Origin of the sequence: Pseudoalteromonas distincta (assembly GCF_000814675.1) — a bacterium.
Taxonomy (GTDB): domain Bacteria; phylum Pseudomonadota; class Gammaproteobacteria; order Enterobacterales; family Alteromonadaceae; genus Pseudoalteromonas; species Pseudoalteromonas distincta.
On sequence record NZ_JWIG01000021.1, the window covers coordinates 15,779 to 36,269 of the forward strand.

General features: G+C 41.6%; 18 protein-coding genes and 1 tRNA gene. 7 read left to right on the forward strand and 12 right to left on the reverse strand.

The window, feature by feature from the left end; genetic code table 11:
* Nucleotides 1-70 precede the first annotated feature (70 nt).
* The 10 genes from rpoB to deoC form a co-directional block, all read right to left on the reverse strand.
* The gene (gene rpoB / locus QT16_RS12465) at nt 71-4,096 is read right to left on the reverse strand and encodes a DNA-directed RNA polymerase subunit beta (protein WP_039488577.1); all 4,026 of its coding nucleotides are present in this window, start codon (nt 4,094-4,096) and stop codon (nt 71-73) included.
* A gap of 271 nt (nt 4,097-4,367) precedes the next feature.
* On the reverse strand, nt 4,368-4,730 hold the full coding sequence (gene rplL / locus QT16_RS12470) for a 50S ribosomal protein L7/L12 (protein WP_002958882.1): 363 nt from the start codon (nt 4,728-4,730) through the stop codon (nt 4,368-4,370).
* Between the two features lie 76 nt (nt 4,731-4,806).
* On the reverse strand, nt 4,807-5,301 hold the full coding sequence (gene rplJ, locus QT16_RS12475; RefSeq protein ID WP_002958881.1) for a 50S ribosomal protein L10: 495 nt from the start codon (nt 5,299-5,301) through the stop codon (nt 4,807-4,809).
* 323 nt (nt 5,302-5,624) lie between these two features.
* Complete coding sequence (gene rplA / locus QT16_RS12480) at nt 5,625-6,329, reverse strand: 50S ribosomal protein L1 (protein WP_002958880.1); 705 nt, start codon at nt 6,327-6,329, stop codon at nt 5,625-5,627.
* 3 nt (nt 6,330-6,332) lie between these two features.
* On the reverse strand, nt 6,333-6,761 hold the full coding sequence (rplK, locus tag QT16_RS12485) for a 50S ribosomal protein L11 (protein ID WP_002958879.1): 429 nt from the start codon (nt 6,759-6,761) through the stop codon (nt 6,333-6,335).
* Between the two features lie 214 nt (nt 6,762-6,975).
* The gene (gene nusG, locus QT16_RS12490) at nt 6,976-7,539 is read right to left on the reverse strand and encodes a transcription termination/antitermination protein NusG (protein WP_002958878.1); all 564 of its coding nucleotides are present in this window, start codon (nt 7,537-7,539) and stop codon (nt 6,976-6,978) included.
* Nucleotides 7,540-7,543: 4 nt separating this feature from the next.
* Complete coding sequence (secE, locus tag QT16_RS12495; RefSeq protein WP_002958877.1) at nt 7,544-7,921, reverse strand: preprotein translocase subunit SecE; 378 nt, start codon at nt 7,919-7,921, stop codon at nt 7,544-7,546.
* 132 nt (nt 7,922-8,053) lie between these two features.
* Nucleotides 8,054-8,130, reverse strand: a tRNA-Trp gene (locus tag QT16_RS12500).
* A gap of 106 nt (nt 8,131-8,236) precedes the next feature.
* Complete coding sequence (locus tag QT16_RS12505; RefSeq protein ID WP_039488578.1) at nt 8,237-9,085, reverse strand: SPFH domain-containing protein; 849 nt, start codon at nt 9,083-9,085, stop codon at nt 8,237-8,239.
* Between the two features lie 10 nt (nt 9,086-9,095).
* Complete coding sequence (gene deoC, locus QT16_RS12510) at nt 9,096-9,842, reverse strand: deoxyribose-phosphate aldolase (protein WP_039488579.1); 747 nt, start codon at nt 9,840-9,842, stop codon at nt 9,096-9,098.
* 449 nt (nt 9,843-10,291) lie between these two features.
* Here deoC and cysG point away from each other — a divergent pair, with 449 nt between their 5' ends.
* The 6 genes from cysG to cysQ are packed head-to-tail and all read left to right on the forward strand — an operon-like array spanning nt 10,292 to nt 17,254.
* Nucleotides 10,292-11,719 carry a siroheme synthase CysG gene (gene cysG / locus QT16_RS12515; protein WP_002958874.1) on the forward strand — a complete coding sequence of 476 codons (1,428 nt, stop codon included), beginning with the start codon at nt 10,292-10,294 and terminating at the stop codon, nt 11,717-11,719.
* A gap of 49 nt (nt 11,720-11,768) precedes the next feature.
* Nucleotides 11,769-12,668: a sulfate adenylyltransferase subunit CysD gene (gene cysD / locus QT16_RS12520; RefSeq protein ID WP_002958873.1), complete on the forward strand. Its 900-nt coding sequence runs from the start codon at nt 11,769-11,771 to the stop codon at nt 12,666-12,668.
* On the forward strand, nt 12,668-14,092 hold the full coding sequence (gene cysN, locus QT16_RS12525; protein WP_039488580.1) for a sulfate adenylyltransferase subunit CysN: 1,425 nt from the start codon (nt 12,668-12,670) through the stop codon (nt 14,090-14,092). Before cysD ends, cysN begins: the two co-directional genes overlap by 1 nt.
* A 31-nt stretch (nt 14,093-14,123) precedes the next feature.
* Nucleotides 14,124-15,848, forward strand: coding sequence for an SLC13 family permease (locus QT16_RS12530; RefSeq protein WP_039488581.1), 1,725 nt, complete (start codon nt 14,124-14,126; stop codon nt 15,846-15,848).
* A 32-nt stretch (nt 15,849-15,880) separates the two neighbouring features.
* A complete protein-coding gene (gene cysC / locus QT16_RS12535; protein ID WP_002958870.1) occupies nt 15,881-16,474 on the forward strand; it encodes an adenylyl-sulfate kinase in 594 nt (197 codons plus the stop codon).
* A gap of 9 nt (nt 16,475-16,483) precedes the next feature.
* The gene (gene cysQ / locus QT16_RS12540) at nt 16,484-17,254 is read left to right on the forward strand and encodes a 3'(2'),5'-bisphosphate nucleotidase CysQ (RefSeq protein WP_024589584.1); all 771 of its coding nucleotides are present in this window, start codon (nt 16,484-16,486) and stop codon (nt 17,252-17,254) included.
* 124 nt (nt 17,255-17,378) lie between these two features.
* On the opposite strand, the gene QT16_RS12545 is transcribed toward cysQ, so the two are convergent.
* Complete coding sequence (locus tag QT16_RS12545) at nt 17,379-17,708, reverse strand: hypothetical protein (RefSeq protein WP_039488582.1); 330 nt, start codon at nt 17,706-17,708, stop codon at nt 17,379-17,381.
* Nucleotides 17,709-17,873: 165 nt separating this feature from the next.
* Nucleotides 17,874-18,671: an alpha/beta fold hydrolase gene (locus tag QT16_RS12550; protein ID WP_024597059.1), complete on the reverse strand. Its 798-nt coding sequence runs from the start codon at nt 18,669-18,671 to the stop codon at nt 17,874-17,876.
* A gap of 444 nt (nt 18,672-19,115) precedes the next feature.
* On the opposite strand from QT16_RS12550, the gene QT16_RS12555 reads away from it, so the two are divergent.
* Nucleotides 19,116-20,399: an aromatic amino acid transport family protein gene (locus QT16_RS12555; RefSeq protein WP_039488583.1), complete on the forward strand. Its 1,284-nt coding sequence runs from the start codon at nt 19,116-19,118 to the stop codon at nt 20,397-20,399.
* Nucleotides 20,400-20,491 lie beyond the last annotated feature (92 nt).

Sequence of the window (20,491 nt, forward strand, 5' to 3'; positions counted from 1 at the left end):
GATAGTCTCGTCCCTACATTCTATTCAGCCGTAACAGATGCTGCAGCGTTAACTGCAGCATCTAATTGGCTTAATTTTCTTCCAACTCGATGTTGATACCCAGTGAGCGGATTTCTTTCAACAATACGTTGAACGATTCTGGCATACCTGGTTCCATTTTATGGTTACCATCAACGATGTTTTTATACATCTTAGTACGACCGTTCACGTCATCCGATTTCACTGTTAGCATTTCTTGTAGAGTGTAAGCAGCACCGTAAGCTTCAAGTGCCCATACTTCCATCTCACCAAAACGCTGGCCACCGAACTGTGCTTTACCACCCAGCGGCTGCTGAGTAACAAGGCTGTAAGAACCAGTAGAACGTGCGTGCATCTTATCGTCAACCAAGTGGTTAAGTTTAAGCATGTACATGTAACCAACAGTTACTTGACGTTCAAACTGATCGCCAGTACGGCCATCATAAAGTGTAACCTGACCACTTCGAGGATATCCACCAAGCTCAAGCATGTCTTTGATTTCGCTTTCTTTCGCGCCATCAAATGCAGGAGTAGCTATTGGTAAACCACCTTTTAAGTTTTCAGCTAGACGACGAATTTCGTCATCAGTGAAGCTAGCAATGTCTACAACTTGGCGAGATTCACCAATTTCGTAAGCTTGCTTGATGAATTCACGTAGCTCATGAAGCTCACGTTGTTCTTTCATCATCTCTTCAATACGTTCACCGATACCACGTGCAGCAAGACCCATATGTGTTTCAAGGATCTGACCGATGTTCATACGCGATGGTACACCTAGTGGATTCAATACGATATCTACCGTACGACCTTTGTCATCGTAAGGCATATCTTCTACTGGTACGATAGTCGAGATAACACCTTTGTTACCGTGACGACCCGCCATTTTATCACCCGGTTGGATACGACGTTTAACAGCTAGGTATACTTTAACAATCTTAAGTACGCCTGGTGCTAAATCATCACCTTGGGTAATTTTACGACGTTTGTTTTCAAACTTTTTATCGTATTCAGCTTTAAGCTCATCGTACTGTGCAGCTAGTTGCTCAAGCTCAGCTTGCTTGTCTTCTTCAGCAAGGCTTTGCGTAAGTACTTTTTCAGCATTAAGAGATGCAAGTTTATCTTCATCAAAACCAGCAGCTATAAGTAGCTTGCGTGCACGGTCTAAAACGCCTGCTTCTAAAATACGGAACTCTTCGTTGAAGTCTTTCTTCGCTTCGCGAAGCTGCATATCTTCAACTTCTAACGCACGTTTATCTTTTTCAACACCATCACGGGTGAAAACTTGCACGTCAATTACAGTACCAGTTACAGAGTTTGGTACGCGTAAAGAGCTGTCTTTAACGTCAGACGCTTTTTCGCCGAAGATAGCACGAAGTAGCTTCTCTTCAGGTGTAAGCTGTGTCTCGCCTTTAGGAGTCACTTTACCTACTAGGATATCGCCGCCTTTAACTTCAGCACCAATATATACAACGCCTGATTCATCAAGCTTGCCTAGCGCAGATTCACCCACATTCGGGATATCTGCAGTGATCTCTTCAGGACCTAATTTAGTATCACGGGCAACACACTGTAGTTCTTGAATATGGATAGTCGTTAGACGATCTTCTTCAACTACGCGCTCTGATAACAAGATTGAATCTTCGAAGTTGTAACCGTTCCATGGCATGAATGCCACGCGAAGGTTTTGACCAAGGGCTAAGTCACCTAAGTCAGTCGAAGGACCATCTGCTAACACGTCACCACGAGTAACCGGTTCGCCAACCATACAAGTTGGTTTTTGGTTAATACATTTATTTTGGTTAGAACGTGTGTATTTGGTTAAGTTGTAGATGTCGATGCCCGCTTCACCAGGGATGCGTTCTTCTTCATGTACATTTACAACGATGCGACTTGCGTCAGCATACATTACTTCACCACCACGTTTAGCAACGATAGTTACACCAGAGTCTTTCGCTAGTGTTAACTCAATACCAGTACCTACTAACGGTTTATCCGCTTTCAATGTTGGTACTGCTTGACGTTGCATGTTTGAACCCATCAATGCACGGTTAGCATCATCGTGTTCTAGGAACGGGATAAGTGCTGCCGCTACAGAGATCACCTGTTGTGGTGATACATCCATATACTGCTGGTCCATGCGACCCATAAAGGTAGATTCACCTTTGTGACGACATGGAATAAGTTCATCAACAAACTCATTGGTTTCAGTTAAGTTTGAGTTCGCCTGTGCGATAACAAACTGACCTTCTTCAATGGCTGATAAGTAATCAACTTCATCAGTTACAACACCATCTACCACTTTGCGGTAAGGTGTTTCTAAGAAACCGTAGTCATTCGTACGTGCGTACGTAGACAACGAGTTAATTAGACCGATGTTTGGACCCTCAGGAGTCTCGATTGGACATACGCGACCATAGTGAGTTACGTGAACGTCACGTACTTCAAAGCCTGCGCGTTCACGAGTTAGACCGCCCGGACCTAATGCAGAGATACGACGTTTATGCGTAACTTCTGATAGTGGGTTATTTTGGTCCATAAACTGTGATAACTGAGACGAGCCGAAGAACTCTTTAACCGCTGCCGAAATAGGCTTAGCGTTAATAAGATCTTGTGGCATTATCGCGTCAAGGTCACCTAAGCTTAAACGCTCACGTACAGCACGTTCAACACGTACTAGACCAACACGGAATTGGTTCTCAGCCATTTCGCCAACACTACGTATACGACGGTTGCCTAAGTGATCGATATCATCAACATCGCCTTGACCGTTACGAATAGCAATTAATACTTTCATAACAGACACGATGTCTTCTTTGCTTAATGTGCCTGGGCCTGTGTCTGTATCGTAACCAACACGGCTATTGAACTTCATACGACCTACAGTAGATAAGTCATAACGCTCTTCAGAGAAGAACAAGTTCTGGAATAAGGCTTCAGCCGCGTCTTTCGTCGGTGGCTCGCCTGGGCGCATCATGCGGTAAATTTCTACTAGTGCTTCTAAACGGCTGCTTGAAGAGTCAATGTTCAATGTATTTGACATGTAAGCACCGCTGTCCACTTCATTGATATATAACGTATCAATTTTAGTGTGACCGGCTTTAACCAATTCAGCCATTAGCTCTAGAGTTAGCTCGTCATTTGCATTTGCAATAACTTCACCAGTTGACTCATCAACATAGTTTTTAGCTACAATACGGCCAATGATGTACTCATGTGGTACTTCTAATTGCTTAATGCCTTTCTTCTCGATGCTCTTGATGTGGCGAGCCGTAACACGACGACCGCTTTCAACAAATACTTCACCGTCTTCGCTCTTGATATCAAAAGCGGCAGTTTCACCACGTAAACGCGAAGGTACAAGTTCCATAAGAACTTTACCATTCGTTACTTCAAACGTAGTGTTATCGAAGAACATATCTAGGATTTCTTCGCTAGAATACTCTAGTGCACGTAGGATGATAGACGCCGGTAATTTACGACGGCGGTCAATACGTACATATAAGTTATCTTTTGCATCAAATTCGAAGTCTAACCATGAACCACGGTAAGGTATAACGCGTGCGTTATATAATACTTTACCCGATGAATGGGTTTTACCGCGGTCGTTATCAAAGAATACACCAGGGCTACGGTGTAGCTGAGAAACGATAACACGCTCTGTACCATTGATTACAAAAGTACCGGTATCTGTCATGAGCGGAATTTCGCCCATGTAAACTTCTTGCTCTTTAATGTCTTTAACTGTGCCTGGTGCTTCTTTGTCCATAACAACAAGACGCAGTTTCACGCGAAGTGGAGCAGAATAAGTCACACCGCGAATTTGACATTCTTTTACATCGAAAACTGGCTCACCAATACGGTAACTTACGTATTGAAGCTCAGAATTTCCCGAGTAGCTTTTAATAGGGAACACAGAACGGAAGGCAGCTTCCAAACCATGATCGCCATCAGCGTCCGGCACTAAGAATTTTTTAAACGATTCTAACTGTGTAGACAGTAAAAAAGGTATATCCAAAACTTGTGGACGTTTACCAAAATCCTTACGGATACGTTTCTTTTCAGAATAAGAGTAAGCCATGGGGTTCCTCAGCTTGCTGATCTTTGACCCGACCTGTTCTTGTAAGAACAGACTTAACTGGCAGCTATGCCAAGATTTTACAACATTTAACTGTTGTTCTAATTAGATCCCACTTTAACACTAGCAAACTATAAAGCGTTGAAAGTAAAGAAAAAATCAGATTTTATTTGAACTAAAAGAGTGCATCACTCTATAGCGCAAAAAGGCCGGTGATTAAATAATCACCAGCCCTTGCCTGATTTCTCAGGCAGCGAACTTAGCAAAAGCTAAATTACTTAACCTCAACTTCAGCACCAGCTTCAGTAAGATCTTTTGCAAGTGCTTCAGCTTCTTCTTTAGATACACCTTCTTTAACAGGTGTAGGAGCAGCTTCAACAAGAGCTTTCGCTTCTTTAAGGCCAAGGCCAGTTGCGCTACGAACAGCTTTGATTGCAGAAACCTTGTTAGCGCCAGCGCCAGTAAGGATTACGTCAAATTCTGTTTTCTCTTCAGCAGCTTCAGCAGCTGGACCAGCTACCATTGCAGCTGCAGCAGTTACGCCGAATTTTTCTTCCATTGCTTCGATAAGAGCAACAACGTCCATTACTGACATTTCAGCAATTGCGTCAAGGATTTGGTCTTTAGATACAGACATTACAAATTTCCTAATAATTAACGGACATTAAGTCCAAATAAATTTTACACCGAAAGTGAGATTAAACAGCTTAAAATTAAGCAGCTTGCTCTTCTTTCTGTACACGTACTGCTTCAATTGTTTTACACAATTTGCCAGCAGACGCTTCTTTCATAGCACTCATTAAGCGTGCAACAGCTTCATCGTATGTAGGTAATGTAGCAAGCATTGCTGCATCAACAACATTTCCTTCAAAAGCGGCCGTTTTAAGCTCGAATTTCTCATTCTTTTTCGCGAAATCTGAAAAGATACGCGCAGCAGCACCTGGGTGCTCTGATGAGAAAGCGATTAAGCTTGGACCAACAAATGAATCAGAAAGACACTCAAAATCTGTTCCTTCAAGAGCACGTTTTGCTAAAGTGTTACGGACAACTTTCATCCAAACACCATTTGCACGAGCTTCTTTACGAAGGGCAGTGATTGCGCCAACTGTTACACCACGAGAATCTGCAACAACTGCAGATAGAGCACCATTGGCTGCTTCGTTGACTTCAGCAACTATTGCTTTTTTGCCTTGAAGATTTAAAGCCATGGGTGTTACTCCTGGTTTAATGGGGGTACCGATTATCGGATTCCCCTGTTCTACTCTTCCCTACCAAACAAGGTAGAGATGCTTTTTACGGCGAGAGCCAGAAGGATTAGGAAAAATCTATCTGGGGTCTACACCGTCTACGTAGGTGAATATTAAGGCCGAAGCCACCTACGGTCTTGGACGGAAGCCCAATTTATCGTTAACCCCAAAGGCTTAACGAAATTATGGACTTCAACCCGAATTCTTTACTTTGCAAATTAATAAATTAATCAACAAAATGGCGCGAAATTATAGTACAAATTTCACGCCATGTAAACACTCAATTAAGCAACAATAGTGCTTAAAGTGTTTTGGTCAACAGAAACACCTGCGCCCATTGTTGTAGAGATAGTTACTTTCTTCAAGTAAACACCTTTAGCTTGAGAAGGTTTAGCCTTCTTAAGCGCAACAATTAGAGCTTCAAGGTTTTGTTGTAACTGCTCTGCAGTGAAATCAACCTTACCAATAGTAGTATGGATGATGCCATTTTTGTCATTACGGTAACGTACTTGACCTGCTTTAGCATTTTTAACTGCTTCTGCAACGTTAGGCGTTACAGTACCAGTTTTAGGGTTTGGCATTAGACCACGTGGGCCTAAGATTTGACCTAGTTGACCAACAACACGCATAGCGTCTGGTGATGCAACAACAACGTCAAAGTTCATCTCGCCTTTTTTAACTAGTTCAGCAAGATCTTCCATACCTACTAATTCAGCACCGGCTTCTTTTGCAGCTTCTGCATTAGCGCCTTGTGTGAATACAGCAACACGAACGTCACGACCAGTACCGTTAGGTAGTACAGTAGCACCACGAACGTTTTGATCAGATTTACGAGCATCGATACCAAGGTTAACGGCAACGTCAACACTTTCTACGAATTTAGCTGTCGCTAACTCTTTTAAAAGAGCAACTGCTTCATTGATTTCGTAATCTTTAGTTACTTCCACTTTTTCGCGGATAGTACGCATACGTTTAGTTAATTTAGCCATTTCTTAGTCCTCTACGTTCAAGCCCATCGCACGCGCAGAACCTGCGATAGTGCGAACCGCTGCGTCCATATCGGCAGCTGTAAGGTCAGTTCGTTTTGTCTCAACAATTTCTTCAAGTTGAGCACGAGTTACTGTGCCTACTTTATCAGTGTTAGGACGGCCTGAGCCTGACTTGATACCAGCAGCTTTCTTAAGTAAGTAAGCAGCAGGTGGCGTTTTCATGTCGAACGTAAATGAACGGTCACCGTAAACAGAGATCACTACAGGAACTGGAGCGCCTTTTTCGATAGACTCTGTACGTGCGTTAAACGCTTTACAGAATTCCATGATGTTTACACCGTGTTGACCTAGTGCAGGACCTACTGGAGGACTAGGATTAGCCATACCAGCGGCAACTTGTAGCTTGATTAGAGCTTCAACTTTTTTAGCCATTATAAATACCTCATTTGGTGGGTCTCAGCCTTGTGCGCGCGAGGACGCGTACTCTAACGGCTTCCCAGTTTAAAAATTGGTTTCGTACTTTTTGCACAGTAAAAAATAAATTTTACCTTAATACAAAAAGGCCGCTGATTATAAGTTAATCAGCGGCCTTTTTCAAGCTTCATGCCAAAATTTAAATAAAAATTAGCGAAGCTTTTTTAATCAATTACTTATCTTGCTCAACTTGACCGAATTCAAGCTCAACTGGCGTAGAACGACCAAAAATAAGTACAGATACTTTTACGCGGCTCTTTTCATAGTCAACTTCTTCAACTACACCACTGAAATCTGCAAATGGACCATCTGTAACGCGTACAACTTCACCTGGTTCAAATAATGTAGCAGGTTTAGGTGCTTCAGCATTTTCTTGTAGGCGATTAAGAATGCGCTCAGCTTCTTTAGGGCTGATAGGAGCAGGACGATCAGACGTACCACCAATAAAGCCCATAACGCGTTCTGTGCTGTTCACTAAGTGCCAGCTTGCGTCATTCATATCCATTTGTACTAATACATAACCTGGGAAGAATTTACGCTCAGATTTACGCTTTTGGCCAGCGCGCATCTCAACAACTTCTTCAGTTGGTACTAATATCTCACCAAAGCTCGATTCTAGACCTTCGATTTTAATATGTTCAATTAACGTTTGAGCTACACGCTTTTCGTAACCAGAAAAGGCCTGTACTACATACCAACGTAACTTAATTTCTTTGTTCTCGTTCTCATCCGACATGGGATCAGATCTCCAATCCAGTTAAAAAGCCTACAGCGCGGAATAAAATGCCATCTAATCCCCAAAGGATAAGTGCCATAATCACTGTTGCAACCATTACAATTAATGTCGTGTGGGTAGTTTCTTGGCGCGTTGGCCAAATAACTTTGCGTACTTCAATTCGAGCTTCTTTAGCGAAAGCAAGAAAGTTACGTCCCTTAAATGTTTGCGAGGCAATTGCTAATCCGGCCGCTATTGCAACAACAACGCCAATAGCACGTAGTAATACAGATTGATCTGCATACATGTGATTACCAACAACTGCGCCTGCAAGTAGCGCGATTGCTACTAACCACTTTACTGACTCCATCGCACTTGATGGTGTTTCTACATTCGTGCTCATAATATTATTACCTTAACTACAGACACAACAACCCTACACTACGGCAGGGTTAATCCATTAAAATCTAAACTTAAAAACAGACTTAACTTAAACCGGTTTTTAATCTCAGACTACTCAAATAACAAGTAAAACTGGCAGGGGCGGAGAGATTCGAACTCCCAACCATCGGTTTTGGAGACCGCTGTTCTACCAATTGGAACTACGCCCCTGCAAAGTGGATGCCTATTATACTTACGCAAATCATTTACACAAGTCTAAAAGGTACCCACAATGCAAAATCGCTATAAACAATTAAGTACTTAAATAATAAAAGACTTAATTCGCACCTTTAACAATCGGCACACCATTGTTTCCAACCGGTATATACACTGTTGTGTGGTTAGGTGACGATGCCATTTTTATTTGTGCACTTATGGCTTCATGCTGAATATAATTAGCTGTTAGCGTTGCATTAATAATTTTTTGCGCCTGAGCAATACCTTTGGCTTCTTCTACCCTAATTTCAGCGTCTTTTTTGGCAATCTCTTTTTGTGTTTCTTTTTCCGATAATAACTGCTGAGCTGCTAACTTTTTCTCAACTGCATTAGCAACAATATCAGGGTAATTGATGTTGCCTACTACAACACTTGCAAGCTTAAATGGCGTTGTAGTGAGGTAATTTTGCAAACGCAGAGTGACCTCTTTAGCTATTTTTTCACGATTTGTTTTAAGTTCACCACTATCGTATTTTTGCACCGTGTCACGTACATATGTTCTAAATGTTTCACGTACAAAACGTTTATACCAATTTTCGGCACCGTACTGCTCGACTACGGTTTTAACTGAGCCACTTTCAATAGCAATAACAGCATGAAAATCAAATTTAATACTTAAATCATCATTCGCTAAAATTCTAAATGTCTCGGTATATGTATTAGGTCGCATATCGATGTTTACCACTTCATTTCGCAGTAACGACATACCGTAATTAGATGGGCCCTTCATTGTTCCTTGATAACCACCTTCACCAAATACACGCGGCTTTTCGAATACATAGCCTTCTTCACCTGCGGGTGTGCTTGGGTTAGTACATGCAGTTAATCCAAAACCAACGACTCCTACAACCAATGCACCTTTAAATAGGTTATTAAACAATGTTTGTGTCCCGGAGTTTCTTGCTCTCATCATCTTTCCTTTAATTACTTTTTAATATTGTATAAACGTCACTTAACAAGCTTGAAGCACCAAACCTAAATGTATTTGCTTGCAAATAATCATCACCCATTATTGCGCGTGCTAGTGCTAAATAATCACTAGCATCGGCAACAGTTTTAACACCGCCGGCCGCTTTAAAGCCCACACGTTTGTTTGAGTTTTTAATGGCTGTTAGCATAATTTTTGTTGATTCAAGCGTGGCATTTACAGCCACTTTACCCGTACTGGTTTTTACAAAATCAGCACCGCCTTCAATTGCAAGCTCCGTGGCTTGAGTAATAAGCGCGTCGGTTTTTAGCTCGCCGCTTTCTATTATTACTTTAAGTTGCGCGCGCGACCCACACGCTTTTTTACTTTCGCTTACATAGCTAAGTACAGTTTGAGCATCGCCCGCTATTAGTTTTTTATAAGGAATAACCAAATCAATTTCGTCTGCGCCGCGCTCTATAGCAATGAGTGTTTCGTTAATTACATCACTCAGTGGAGCATCACCCGTTGGAAAGTTAGTGACTGTTGCGACTTTTACGTGGTTAAGCTCACGCGCTGCGAGTGCTATTTTTGCATCATCAACAAAATCGCTATAAATACATACTGCGGCAGGCGTACCTAAGGTAGGATTTATGCTATCAACAAGTGCTTGAATGCTTTTGGTGGTATCGCTGGTGTTTAAGCTTGTTAAATCCATCAGTGCGACTGCTAATGCGGCATCTTTTTGGTGTTGTGTCATTAGAGCTCCGTTGCTTATGTAATACCAATTTTATTAAAAACATGATCATTTAGCGTATTAAATAACGCACTAACTAGGTTAAAAACTATTTATATAGAACAACTATGTATCATAATTTTAGCCTTGTTATTGAGCTATTTTCTCGTCGCTATAATAGATCACTAATTTAATGCAATTGGTATAAGTACAAAATTTGATATGCCTCCATATTAACAAATTAAACCAAACTCGCTATAGCTCATAACCAAACACTATAAGCTGGTTATTTTACTTGTAACTCGGCGCAATCCCTTGTTAACTAGCTCTTAGGCCTAAAAAGCCCACCTATTATAACTTTTGGTTATATCAACTTGGTTTTAATTATTTTTTACTTATTGATAGCCGCTATATTCTGCTTATCAGAATAAAGCGTTTTCTTATATTTGAATTTGTTTAGGGGTCTTATTAACGTGCAGTATTTACCTATCTTTACCAAACTCGACAACAAACCAGTATTGGTTGTTGGCGGTGGAGAGGTCGCATTACGCAAATGTCGCGCGTTTTTAAAAGCGAGAGCAAGCGTTACTTTAGTAGCACCTTGGTTTTGCGACGAACTAAAAGAGCATGCACATAATAATGAAGTAACGCTTATTGATGCTTATTTTGATGAATCGCACCTTGATGGCAAAATGCTTGTTATTGCAGCAACCGACCGCGATGAAGTAAACAACAACGTATTTGAACTTGCCAATGCCCGCAATGTGTTTGTAAACGTGGTTGATGACCAGCCTAAATGTACGTTTATATTCCCATCCATTGTTGACCGTGACCCAATTACGATTGCTATATCAAGTGCTGGCACAGCGCCCGTACTTGCACGTCGCTTACGCGAAAAGCTCGAAACTCTTATTCCACATCATATTGGCCCACTTGCAACACTTGTCGGTGGCTTTAGAGACAAAGTAAAAAAACGCTTTAAGCATTTTTCAGACCGCCGCCAATTTTGGGAAGGCGTGTTCGACTCATCTGTTGTGAGTAAAGTACAAACCGGCGATACCCAAGCCGCACAGCAGCAACTAGAGCAAATGCTAGATGCAAAAGCAGAACCTGAAGGCGAAGTATATGTAGTAGGTGCAGGTCCTGGCGATCCAGAGCTTTTAACACTTAAAGCACTGCAACTTATGCAACAAGCCGACGTCGTCGTTTATGACTTTTTAGTCTCTGACGAAATTATGGAACTAGTGCGCCGCGATGCTGACCTTATTTGTGTAGGCAAACGCTTAGGCGATCATAGTGTTGTTCAAGAAGATACCAACCAAATGCTGGTCGACCTTGCTAAACAAGGCAAAAAAGTGTGCCGCATTAAAGGTGGCGATCCGTTTATTTATGGCCGTGGTGGCGAAGAAGTACAAGTACTAGCTGCTAACAACGTAAATTATCAAATTGTACCAGGTATTACAGCCGCTGCAGGTTGTAGTGCGTATGCGGGTATTCCGCTTACGCATCGTGACCATGCACAAGCCATTCAATTTGTAACTGGCCACTGTAAAAAAGACGGTCAAGAACTTGATTGGCAATCGCTGGCAAAAGCAAATCAAACGCTGGCTATTTACATGGGCGTAATTAAATCGCCGCACATACAAGGCGAGCTTTTAAAACATGGCCGCAAAGCCGACACCCCTGTTGCCATTATCGAAAACGGTACACGTAAAAATCAGCGTGTAGTAACAGGCCAATTAGGCGAACTTGCCGACTTAATTGAACGCAACAGCATTATATCGCCTGCGCTACTCATTATTGGTGAAGTAGCCGCCCTGCACTCGCAACTAGCGTGGTTTGGGAAAAACGAGCAAACAAGCAGCTTTGCACAGCCGCTAACAGATGTATCAAATACATAACCGAATTTTAAATTTGTAACTTTTAATCATTTTAGTAGGACGACTAACAATGGCTTTAACTCACCTTCAGCAACTTGAAGCTGAAAGTATCAAAATCATGCGCGAAGTCGCCGCTGAGTTTGAGAACCCAGTAATGCTTTACTCTATTGGTAAAGATTCGTCGGTACTTTTGCACTTAGCGCGTAAAGCATTTTACCCTGCAAAAATTCCGTTTCCGTTATTACACGTAGACACCAACTGGAAGTTTCGTGAAATGATTGAGTTTCGCGACCGTATAGCTAAAGAATACGGCTTTGACCTACTGGTACACAAAAATCCAGAAGGTATTGAAATGGGTGTAGGCCCGTTTACGCATGGCTCGGGTAAACATACCGACATAATGAAAACCCAAGGCTTAAAACAAGCGCTTGATAAATATGGCTTTGATGCTGCATTTGGTGGCGCACGCCGCGACGAAGAAAAGTCACGCGCAAAAGAGCGTGTTTATTCGTTCCGCGACAAACACCACCGTTGGGACCCTAAAAACCAACGCCCAGAGCTTTGGAATACCTACAACAGCCAAGTTAATCCGGGTGAGAGCATTCGTGTTTTCCCATTATCTAACTGGACTGAGCTTGATATTTGGCAATACATTTACCAAGAAAACATCGAAATGGTGCCATTGTACCTAGCTAAAGATCGCCCAGTAGTTGAGCGCGACGGTACTTTAATTATGGTTGACGATGAACGTATGCCTCTTAATGAAGGTGAAGTACCGCAAATGAAATCTGTACGTTTTCGTACATTAGGCTGCTACCCACTTACCGGTGCAGTTGAGTCAACAGCCAGTACTTTAACCGAAATCATCGAAGAAATGCTGCTATCTACGTCATCTGAACGTGAAGGTCGTGTTATTGACCATGATTCAGCCGGCTCAATGGAGAAGAAAAAACGTGAGGGGTATTTTTAATGTCTAGCCAAAATAACGATACATTTAACGAAGTAAAAGAAATAGGCATAGACGCCTACCTAGCACGCCAACAAGACAAAAGCTTATTACGCATGCTTACTTGTGGCAGCGTAGATGACGGTAAATCAACATTGATTGGGCGCCTACTGCACGACAGCCACCAAATTTATGAAGATCAGCTAGCAGCCCTTCATAAAGATAACGAAAAAGTAGGTAACGCAGGTGAAGATCTTGACCTTGCTTTATTAGTTGATGGCCTACAAGCTGAGCGTGAACAAGGTATTACCATTGACGTAGCGTACCGTTACTTTTCAACGGCTAAGCGTAAATTTATTATTGCCGACACGCCTGGGCACGAGCAATACACGCGCAACATGGTAACCGGTGTATCAACAAGCGATGTCGCCATTATTTTGGTTGATGCGCGTTACGGCGTACAAGTACAAACTAAGCGCCATAGCTTTATTTGTGACTCGCTGGGCATTAAACAGTTTGTTGTTGCCGTTAATAAAATGGATATCGTTGATTTTGACGAAACCGTGTATGAAAAAATTAAGGCTGATTACCTTAAATTTGCTGAGCAACTTAACGTATCAAACATTAAGTTTGTGCCTATGTCGGCGCTTAAAGGCGACAACGTAGTAACACGCTCTGCACATACACCGTATTACACCGACAAGCCGCTACTTGAATTACTAGAAGATTCGCCAGCAGCCGAAACAGATACAGGCTTTGAAGCGCGCCTACCGGTGCAATATGTCGTGCGTCCTAACTTAAACTTCCGTGGTTTTCAGGGCACACTTACATCGGGCAAGATACACGTAGGCGATGCTATAAAAGTATTACCGTCGGGTAAAACATCAAGCATTAAAGAAATTGTTACCTTTGATGGCAACCTAGACAGCGCCGAAGCAGGCCAAGCAATTACCGTTACCCTAAATAACGAAATTGATATTAGCCGAGGGGATGTAATCGTACCTGCAAATTCAACGGCCGCTGTTACTAACCAGCTGCAAGCTAAAATTGTGTGGATGCATGAATCGCCATTAGTATTAGGTAAAAGCTATAACCTAAAACTAGGCAGCAAAAACACCTCAACTATTGTTAAAAAGATTGACTACACAATTGATGTAAACACGCTTGAGCACGGCACTAGCGACTCATTACAGTTAAACGAAATTGCGATTGTAACGCTTGAACTAACCGAAACTATTTTGGCAGACGAGTACCACAGCAATCACGAAACAGGCTCGTTTATCCTAATCGATCGCTTATCAAACTTAACAGTTGCTGCCGGTATGATTGAGCAAGTACTGCAAAGCCAAACAAAGCAAAGTAACTTTAGCGAATTTGAAGTTGAATTTAACAGCTTAGTACGCAAGCACTTCCCGCATTGGCAAGCGCTTGATATTTCTAAGTTATAAGTTAACTTTAGCCTGTTAGGAATTTAAAAGCATGGTAGAACAGCTCGTTTTAACAGGCATTATGCTTATCTTAGTCGGGTGCCTTTTTGGCACCCGTATTAATCCAGCATGGTTATTTGTAAGCGCTATTGGCACCAGCTACTTAGCAGGGCTAATCGATCTTGAAAGTATGTTAGTTAACTACGCTAACCCGTCGCTTATCACTTTAGTACTATTGGTGTTAGTGTCGACCGCAATAGAAAAAACCACCCTAATTCAAAAGTTAGCGCAATCGCTATCTAAAGGTAGTTTAGTAAAATCGGTAACAAAATTGGGGTTATCAACCGCCTTTTTATCGTCATTCACTAACAATACCGCCGTTGTTGCATCGCTTATTACCGCGATAAAAGACAACCCTAATCACTCCCCTTCAAAGCTATTATTACCGCTGTCGTACACTGCTATTTTGGGCGGCACTATTACGCTTATTGGTACATCAACCAACTTAATCGTCAATGGCTTTGCAGTAGATGCGGGCATGGAACCGCTGGGCTTTTTTGACTTTACCTTAGTGGGTTTGGGCGCGCTAAGCGTAGGCCTAATTACTATTTTAGTAATGCTTAAATACTTACCCGACAACGGTAAAAGCGACCAAGAAGTCGTGCCTTTTTACCTAGAAGGTAAAGTACAAGCAAACTCAAAATTAATAGGCCAAACCGTAGAAGAAAACGGCCTGCGTGATTTAAAAGACTTATTCCTTGCTGAAATCATTCGCGACGGGAGCCGCATTTGCGCAGTCACTCCACAGCAAATTATTCAAAAAGACGACGTGCTGCTGTTTGTAGGTGACATAAAATCGGTGCCATTACTTACCCGTTTTGACGGTTTAAAAGTAGTGCACGAGAATCATCAAAAAGACATAGAACACTTAGTAGAAGTAGTCGTAAGTCAATCTTCAAAATTTATTGGCAAAACCGTAAAAGAAGCCCGCTTTAGAGAGCAATTTCATGCTGCTGTTATTGCTATTCGCCGTGGACACGACCGCTTACAGGGCGGCCTTGGGCAAGTGCAATTACAAGCTGGCGACTCACTTATACTCGCACCAGGCAAAAACTTTTACACTTTGCCTAATTTAAAGCGCGAATTTGTGTATATTTCAGGGTTTGACTTACAAGCCCACCTTGCACCTAAGCAATCAAATATTGTGCTACTAAGCTTTGCCGCAGTACTGGGTTTAAGCATTATTGGCATAGTGCCGCTGGTTAAAGGCTTATTAGTATTACTGATTGGCTTAATGCTCAGCGGCACCATAAAACTTAACGAAGTAAAACGCCGTTTTCCTATCGAGTTACTCGTAGTTGTAGGTAGCGCCATTGGCCTTGCTAAATTAATGATAGGCACCGGACTTGCCGGGCAAATATCCGACGCCATGTTTATGGTACTTGGCGACTTTGGCCCGTACGGCGCGTTTATAGCTATATTTTTAATGACCGTATTATTTACCGAGCTTATAACTAACAACGCAGCAGCTGCCTTGTCGTTCCCTGTTGCTTACTCGCTCGCGGTTGGTTTTAATGTAGACCCACTACCGTTTATTATGGCGGTTGCCTTTGGCGCATCAGCCAGCTTTATATCGCCATTTGGGTATCAAACTAACCTAATGGTTTATAGCGCGGGTAACTATCGCTTAAAAGATTACATAGTGATGGGCTTACCCCTTTCAATTATTTATTCAATCACGGTATTAACCCTGATCCCGCTGGTATTTCCGTTTTAATACCTGCGCTTACAGCATAAGAGACTCTCACTATGGATGAAAATATAGTTTGGCATAACTACGCAACGACAAAAGCACAGCGTAGTGAGCAAAAAAAACATAAGCCCGCTATTTTATGGTTTACCGGCTTTTCAGGCTCTGGCAAAAGCACCGTAGCAAACGCACTAGAAGCGGCGCTTAATCAGCAAGGTACGCACACTTACCTGCTCGATGGCGACAACGTACGCCACGGTTTGTGTAAAGATCTAGGCTTTAGCGACGAAGACCGCATTGAAAACATACGCCGCGTAGGCGAAACCGCAAAACTAATGACCGACGCTGGCTTGTTAGTACTTACTGCGTTTATATCGCCTTTTAGAGCAGAACGCGACATGGTGCGTAACTTAGTAGACGAAGGCGAATTTATCGAAGTCTTTATCGATACCCCACTGGATGTATGCGAAAGCCGCGATCCAAAAGGCTTATACAAAAAAGCCCGCGCTGGAGAGATAAAACACTTCACTGGTATCGATTCAAGCTACGAAGTGCCAAACAATCCAGAAATAATTTTAGATACAAGTAAAAACACCCTAGACCAATCGGTTACACAACTGATAACGTATCTAAAACAAAAGCACATAATATAGGTTAACCCCATGAATCAAACCGAACTGCTAGAAGAAACCCTCATCCTTGCCCGCAAAGCAGGCCAAGCGATAATGGGAATTTACGAAAAGGATTTTAACGTTGAGTACAAAGCCGATGAAAGCCCCGTAACCGACGCCGATTTAGCAGCTCATAAACTGATTGTGGCAGGGCTTCAACAGCTCACACCTGATATTCCAATACTTAGTGAAGAAAACGCCGACATAAGCTGGGATGTACGCCAAACGTGGAAAAGCTACTGGTTAGTTGATCCAATCGACGGCACTAAAGAATTTATTAAAAAGAACGGTGAATTTACCGTAAACATCGCCCTAATTAAAAACGGCATTCCTATTTTGGCCGTAGTTGATGCACCTGCCCTTGGCGTATCGTACTTAGCCGCCGAAGCCATTGGCGCATTTAAAGATAAAGGCGATGAGCGAATTGAGCTTAAGGTAACTACCAAACCTAACAAAGGGTTAATTCGAGTTGTAGGCAGCCGCTCTCACCCATCACCCGATTTAGCCGAGTTTGTAAAACGCTTTGACGAGGTTGAAATGGTGTCAAAAGGCAGCTCACTAAAACTGTGTTTAGTCGCCGAAGGCAGTGCTGATATTTACCCCCGCTTAGGCCCAACCTGTGAATGGGATACAGGAGCAGGCCATGCCATCGCCGAAATAGCTGGTGCTAAAGTCACTAAGCTTGACGGCAGCCCGCTTATTTATAACACCAAAGACGAGTACTTGAATCCGTATTTTATTGTAAGTGCGATAGAAGAGTAAGGGCTAAGAGTTACGAGCTGTTAGCTATCAGTTGTCAGCAAGACAAGTGATAGCTATAAATACTATAAGTAGTTGTACTTATTATAGAATAACTTCAACCATAAACCTTCATCGTTTTTATAGTTCAATCATCGCCTTTAACTTTTAATTCTTTTAGAAGTTTACCTATTGAAATTAATAATAAATAAAAAATTAGTAATAAAGCCGTCGTCCCCCAGATATATGCAAAATTTGGAATCACATAAGAGTAAAGATTATTATCTTCATAAGGAATTTCTAGTTCCCAGAAAGTAAAATGAATACCACCAGAAAAGCATATAATTATCAGCCACATCTGGGGGAAAAATTCAGCAAGCTTCTCCATCAAGTAGCTATAACCTTTAGGGTTGTTATATGCCAAAAAGAATATTCCCGTTGCAGCCGCAACCAATAGAGCTGTATATAACTTTTCCAAAATGCACTCCTATGCGAGAAATACCGCCTCAGCATTAGAGGCGTTAGTATGTTTTCTAAAATTTTTTTCTATAGCTTCACTACTGAAATAGTTTGTTTTGCACATGTTTTGAGTTTAGGGCGAAAATCAAAAAAGAATGTACCGAACCTATTCCTTCTACAACCCTTAACGATTTTGCTGGGCGATAAAAGCAAGCGAGTGCTGATTGAATAAGTCAGGGCGCTCTACATTACAGACATGGCCGCAATGGTGAATAGTTTGCAGTACGCTATTTTTATGACGCTTAACCATTTCTTTAACAGGGCCAAGGAACATATGATCTTCCTTACCCATAATGTAAAGAATGGGAATATCAATGTCTTTTTCTTTGAAGTATTGCATTAAAGGATTTACGTCCATGGCTAATTTAAACCATTTTATAAACTCTTTTTGGCACAAGCGTTTTGCTTCACGAACAAACAAAAGTCGAGATTCTTTATGACGCTTTTTCGGCATCATAATAAAAGCAAATAAGCGATACAGCCACATATAAGGCAAGAAGTGTTTAAAAGTATTGCCTAAATAAACCAATGTATTACTGCGGGTATTAAAACGAGTAACCGCTCCACCTAGCACCATGCTAGAAACATATTGCGGCGCAATTTCAGCAATATTTCGAATGAGTATTGTGCCCAATGAAATACCAACAAAGTGTGCGCTGGTGATATTGTTATGATCTAACACATCGATAATGTCTCTAGAGACATTATTAAATGAATAATTATTATCAACAAAGTTTTGTACTAAGTTATTCGATTTACCGTGACCACGAAGATCTAGCAACAACACATTATATTCTTTTTTATAGGCTTTAAGCTGACGAAACCAAATTGCCGAACTACCACCTGCTCCATGGACAAATACAACCCATGTTTTACTGGTTTCGTGCGCAAAAGTAGTATGGAAGAGAATCTCTTTGCTCATTACAGTTAGTGGCCTATTTACTTCGTTTGGCATATTCAATTGCAGGAAGTATAACGGAGTTTAATAAAAATCTCTTATGAAGTTCAGATCAATGGCTTCTACTTAACAGCTTTTGGGAGCAGACTTTGATTTTTAAATGCAAACCAATAAAAATGACCAGTCCCTATTTTTACGTTATGAAAACCGCCTACCTCGGCTTTGCTGCTCGCGTGACACTATAGCGTGTTGGGTTTCGCTGCGCTCTAACCAACCTACTTTAAAATTATAATGTGGTGCTGCCGCTTAGGGTTTGCTCACTTTTACACCGCTGTTTCGTATTCATGACACTTACCCTTCAATTTGGTCTAATTAATTAGTCTACAAATCCTCTCAAAACATGAAATTTTTAGCTAAAAACTATATTCTTGCGCGCGATTATTATTTAAATAATGGATAAACACACACATGACAACATCTCAAGATGCAACGCTTTCAAATGCATCAACAACAGGTGCACACACACCTTCAAACACACCCACTTCTAAATGGAATCTGCACGATACGCAGTGGACTTTAAGCCTTTTTGGTACCGCCGTTGGTGCGGGTATTTTATTTTTACCTATTAACATTGGTATTGGCGGTTTTTGGCCGTTAATTATTTTGGCATGCTTAGCATTTCCAATGACCTTTTGTGCACACCGTGGATTAGCGCGTTTTGTACTTTCATCAAAAAATAAAGATGCCGATTTTACCGATGTAGTTGAAGAGCACTTTGGTGTGACTGCGGGGCGGTTAATTTCTTTATTATACTTTTTATCTATATTCCCAATTTTGCTTATTTACGGTGTGGGCTTAACTAATACCGTTGATAGCTTTATGGTTAATCAAATGGGGATGGAATCACCTTCTCGCGTGTTGCTTTCGGGTGTATTAGTTGCAGGTATGATTAGCTTAATGATGGGCGGCGAGCGCTTAATGCTGCGTGCCTTTGCTATTTTAGTTTATCCGCTTGTGGGTATATTGTTCTTTTTATCACTTTATTTAATCCCAAGCTGGCAAATGCCAGATATGACAATGCCTGAAATGGGCAGCTTTGGAAAAACGTTGTGGTTATCGATTCCTATTATTGTGTTTTCGTTTAGCCACGCAGCGGCTATCTCAAGCTTTGTAAATGTGCAACGCGGTCACTACGGTGAACAAGCTACACATAAGTCTGAGGCGATTTTAAAGCGCACTAGCTTACTACTTATTACCTTTGTGCTGTTATTTGTGTTCTCTTGCGTGCTGTCGCTTACAGGCGAGCAAATGGCAGCGGCTAAAGCAGCTAACGTATCGGTTTTATCCTACCTTGCTAATATTACTGATAACTCGTTTATTGCCACACTTGGGCCGCTTGTTGCCTTTATTGCTATTACATCGTCGTTTTTGGGTCACTTTTTAGGAGCGCGTGAAAGCTTTACGGGTTTAGTAACTAAGCAAACAAGCTTAAGCGCAAAAGCGGCCGATAAAATTGGTGTGCTAATTATGTTTTTAGCTATTTGGTTTTGCGCTGTTAAAAACCCAAGTATTTTAGACATGATGGATCAGTTATCGGGCCCTATCATCGCAATGATTTTATTCATCATGCCAATGATCGCAGTTTATAAAGTGCCTGCACTTCATAAATACCGCAACCGTTTAAGCACGCTATTTATATTAGCGGTTGGCTCACTTGCTGTATTTGCACTTATTTACAGCATGATTAATTAATACGCTATATATTCAAAAGCCCAGCTAATTTAATTAGCTGGGCTTTTTTGTTTGTACGCTTTGTCTCAAATTATTTTTTTATAGTGTGGGTT

Bases quoted from the DNA above. Each gene is read 5' to 3' on its own strand.
- rpoB (WP_039488577.1), bottom strand. From the start codon at position 4,096: ATGGCTTACTCTTATTCTGAAAAGAAACGTATCCGTAAGGATTTTGGT.
- rplL (WP_002958882.1), bottom strand. From the start codon at position 4,730: ATGTCTGTATCTAAAGACCAAATCCTTGACGCAATTGCTGAAATGTCA.
- rplJ (WP_002958881.1), bottom strand. From the start codon at position 5,301: ATGGCTTTAAATCTTCAAGGCAAAAAAGCAATAGTTGCTGAAGTCAAC.
- rplA (WP_002958880.1), bottom strand. From the start codon at position 6,329: ATGGCTAAATTAACTAAACGTATGCGTACTATCCGCGAAAAAGTGGAA.
- rplK (WP_002958879.1), bottom strand. From the start codon at position 6,761: ATGGCTAAAAAAGTTGAAGCTCTAATCAAGCTACAAGTTGCCGCTGGT.
- nusG (WP_002958878.1), bottom strand. From the start codon at position 7,539: ATGTCGGATGAGAACGAGAACAAAGAAATTAAGTTACGTTGGTATGTA.
- secE (WP_002958877.1), bottom strand. From the start codon at position 7,921: ATGAGCACGAATGTAGAAACACCATCAAGTGCGATGGAGTCAGTAAAG.
- QT16_RS12505 (WP_039488578.1), bottom strand. From the start codon at position 9,085: ATGAGAGCAAGAAACTCCGGGACACAAACATTGTTTAATAACCTATTT.
- deoC (WP_039488579.1), bottom strand. From the start codon at position 9,842: ATGACACAACACCAAAAAGATGCCGCATTAGCAGTCGCACTGATGGAT.
- cysD (WP_002958873.1), top strand. From the start codon at position 11,769: ATGGCTTTAACTCACCTTCAGCAACTTGAAGCTGAAAGTATCAAAATC.
- cysN (WP_039488580.1), top strand. From the start codon at position 12,668: ATGTCTAGCCAAAATAACGATACATTTAACGAAGTAAAAGAAATAGGC.
- QT16_RS12530 (WP_039488581.1), top strand. From the start codon at position 14,124: ATGGTAGAACAGCTCGTTTTAACAGGCATTATGCTTATCTTAGTCGGG.
- cysC (WP_002958870.1), top strand. From the start codon at position 15,881: ATGGATGAAAATATAGTTTGGCATAACTACGCAACGACAAAAGCACAG.
- cysQ (WP_024589584.1), top strand. From the start codon at position 16,484: ATGAATCAAACCGAACTGCTAGAAGAAACCCTCATCCTTGCCCGCAAA.
- QT16_RS12550 (WP_024597059.1), bottom strand. From the start codon at position 18,671: ATGAGCAAAGAGATTCTCTTCCATACTACTTTTGCGCACGAAACCAGT.
- QT16_RS12555 (WP_039488583.1), top strand. From the start codon at position 19,116: ATGACAACATCTCAAGATGCAACGCTTTCAAATGCATCAACAACAGGT.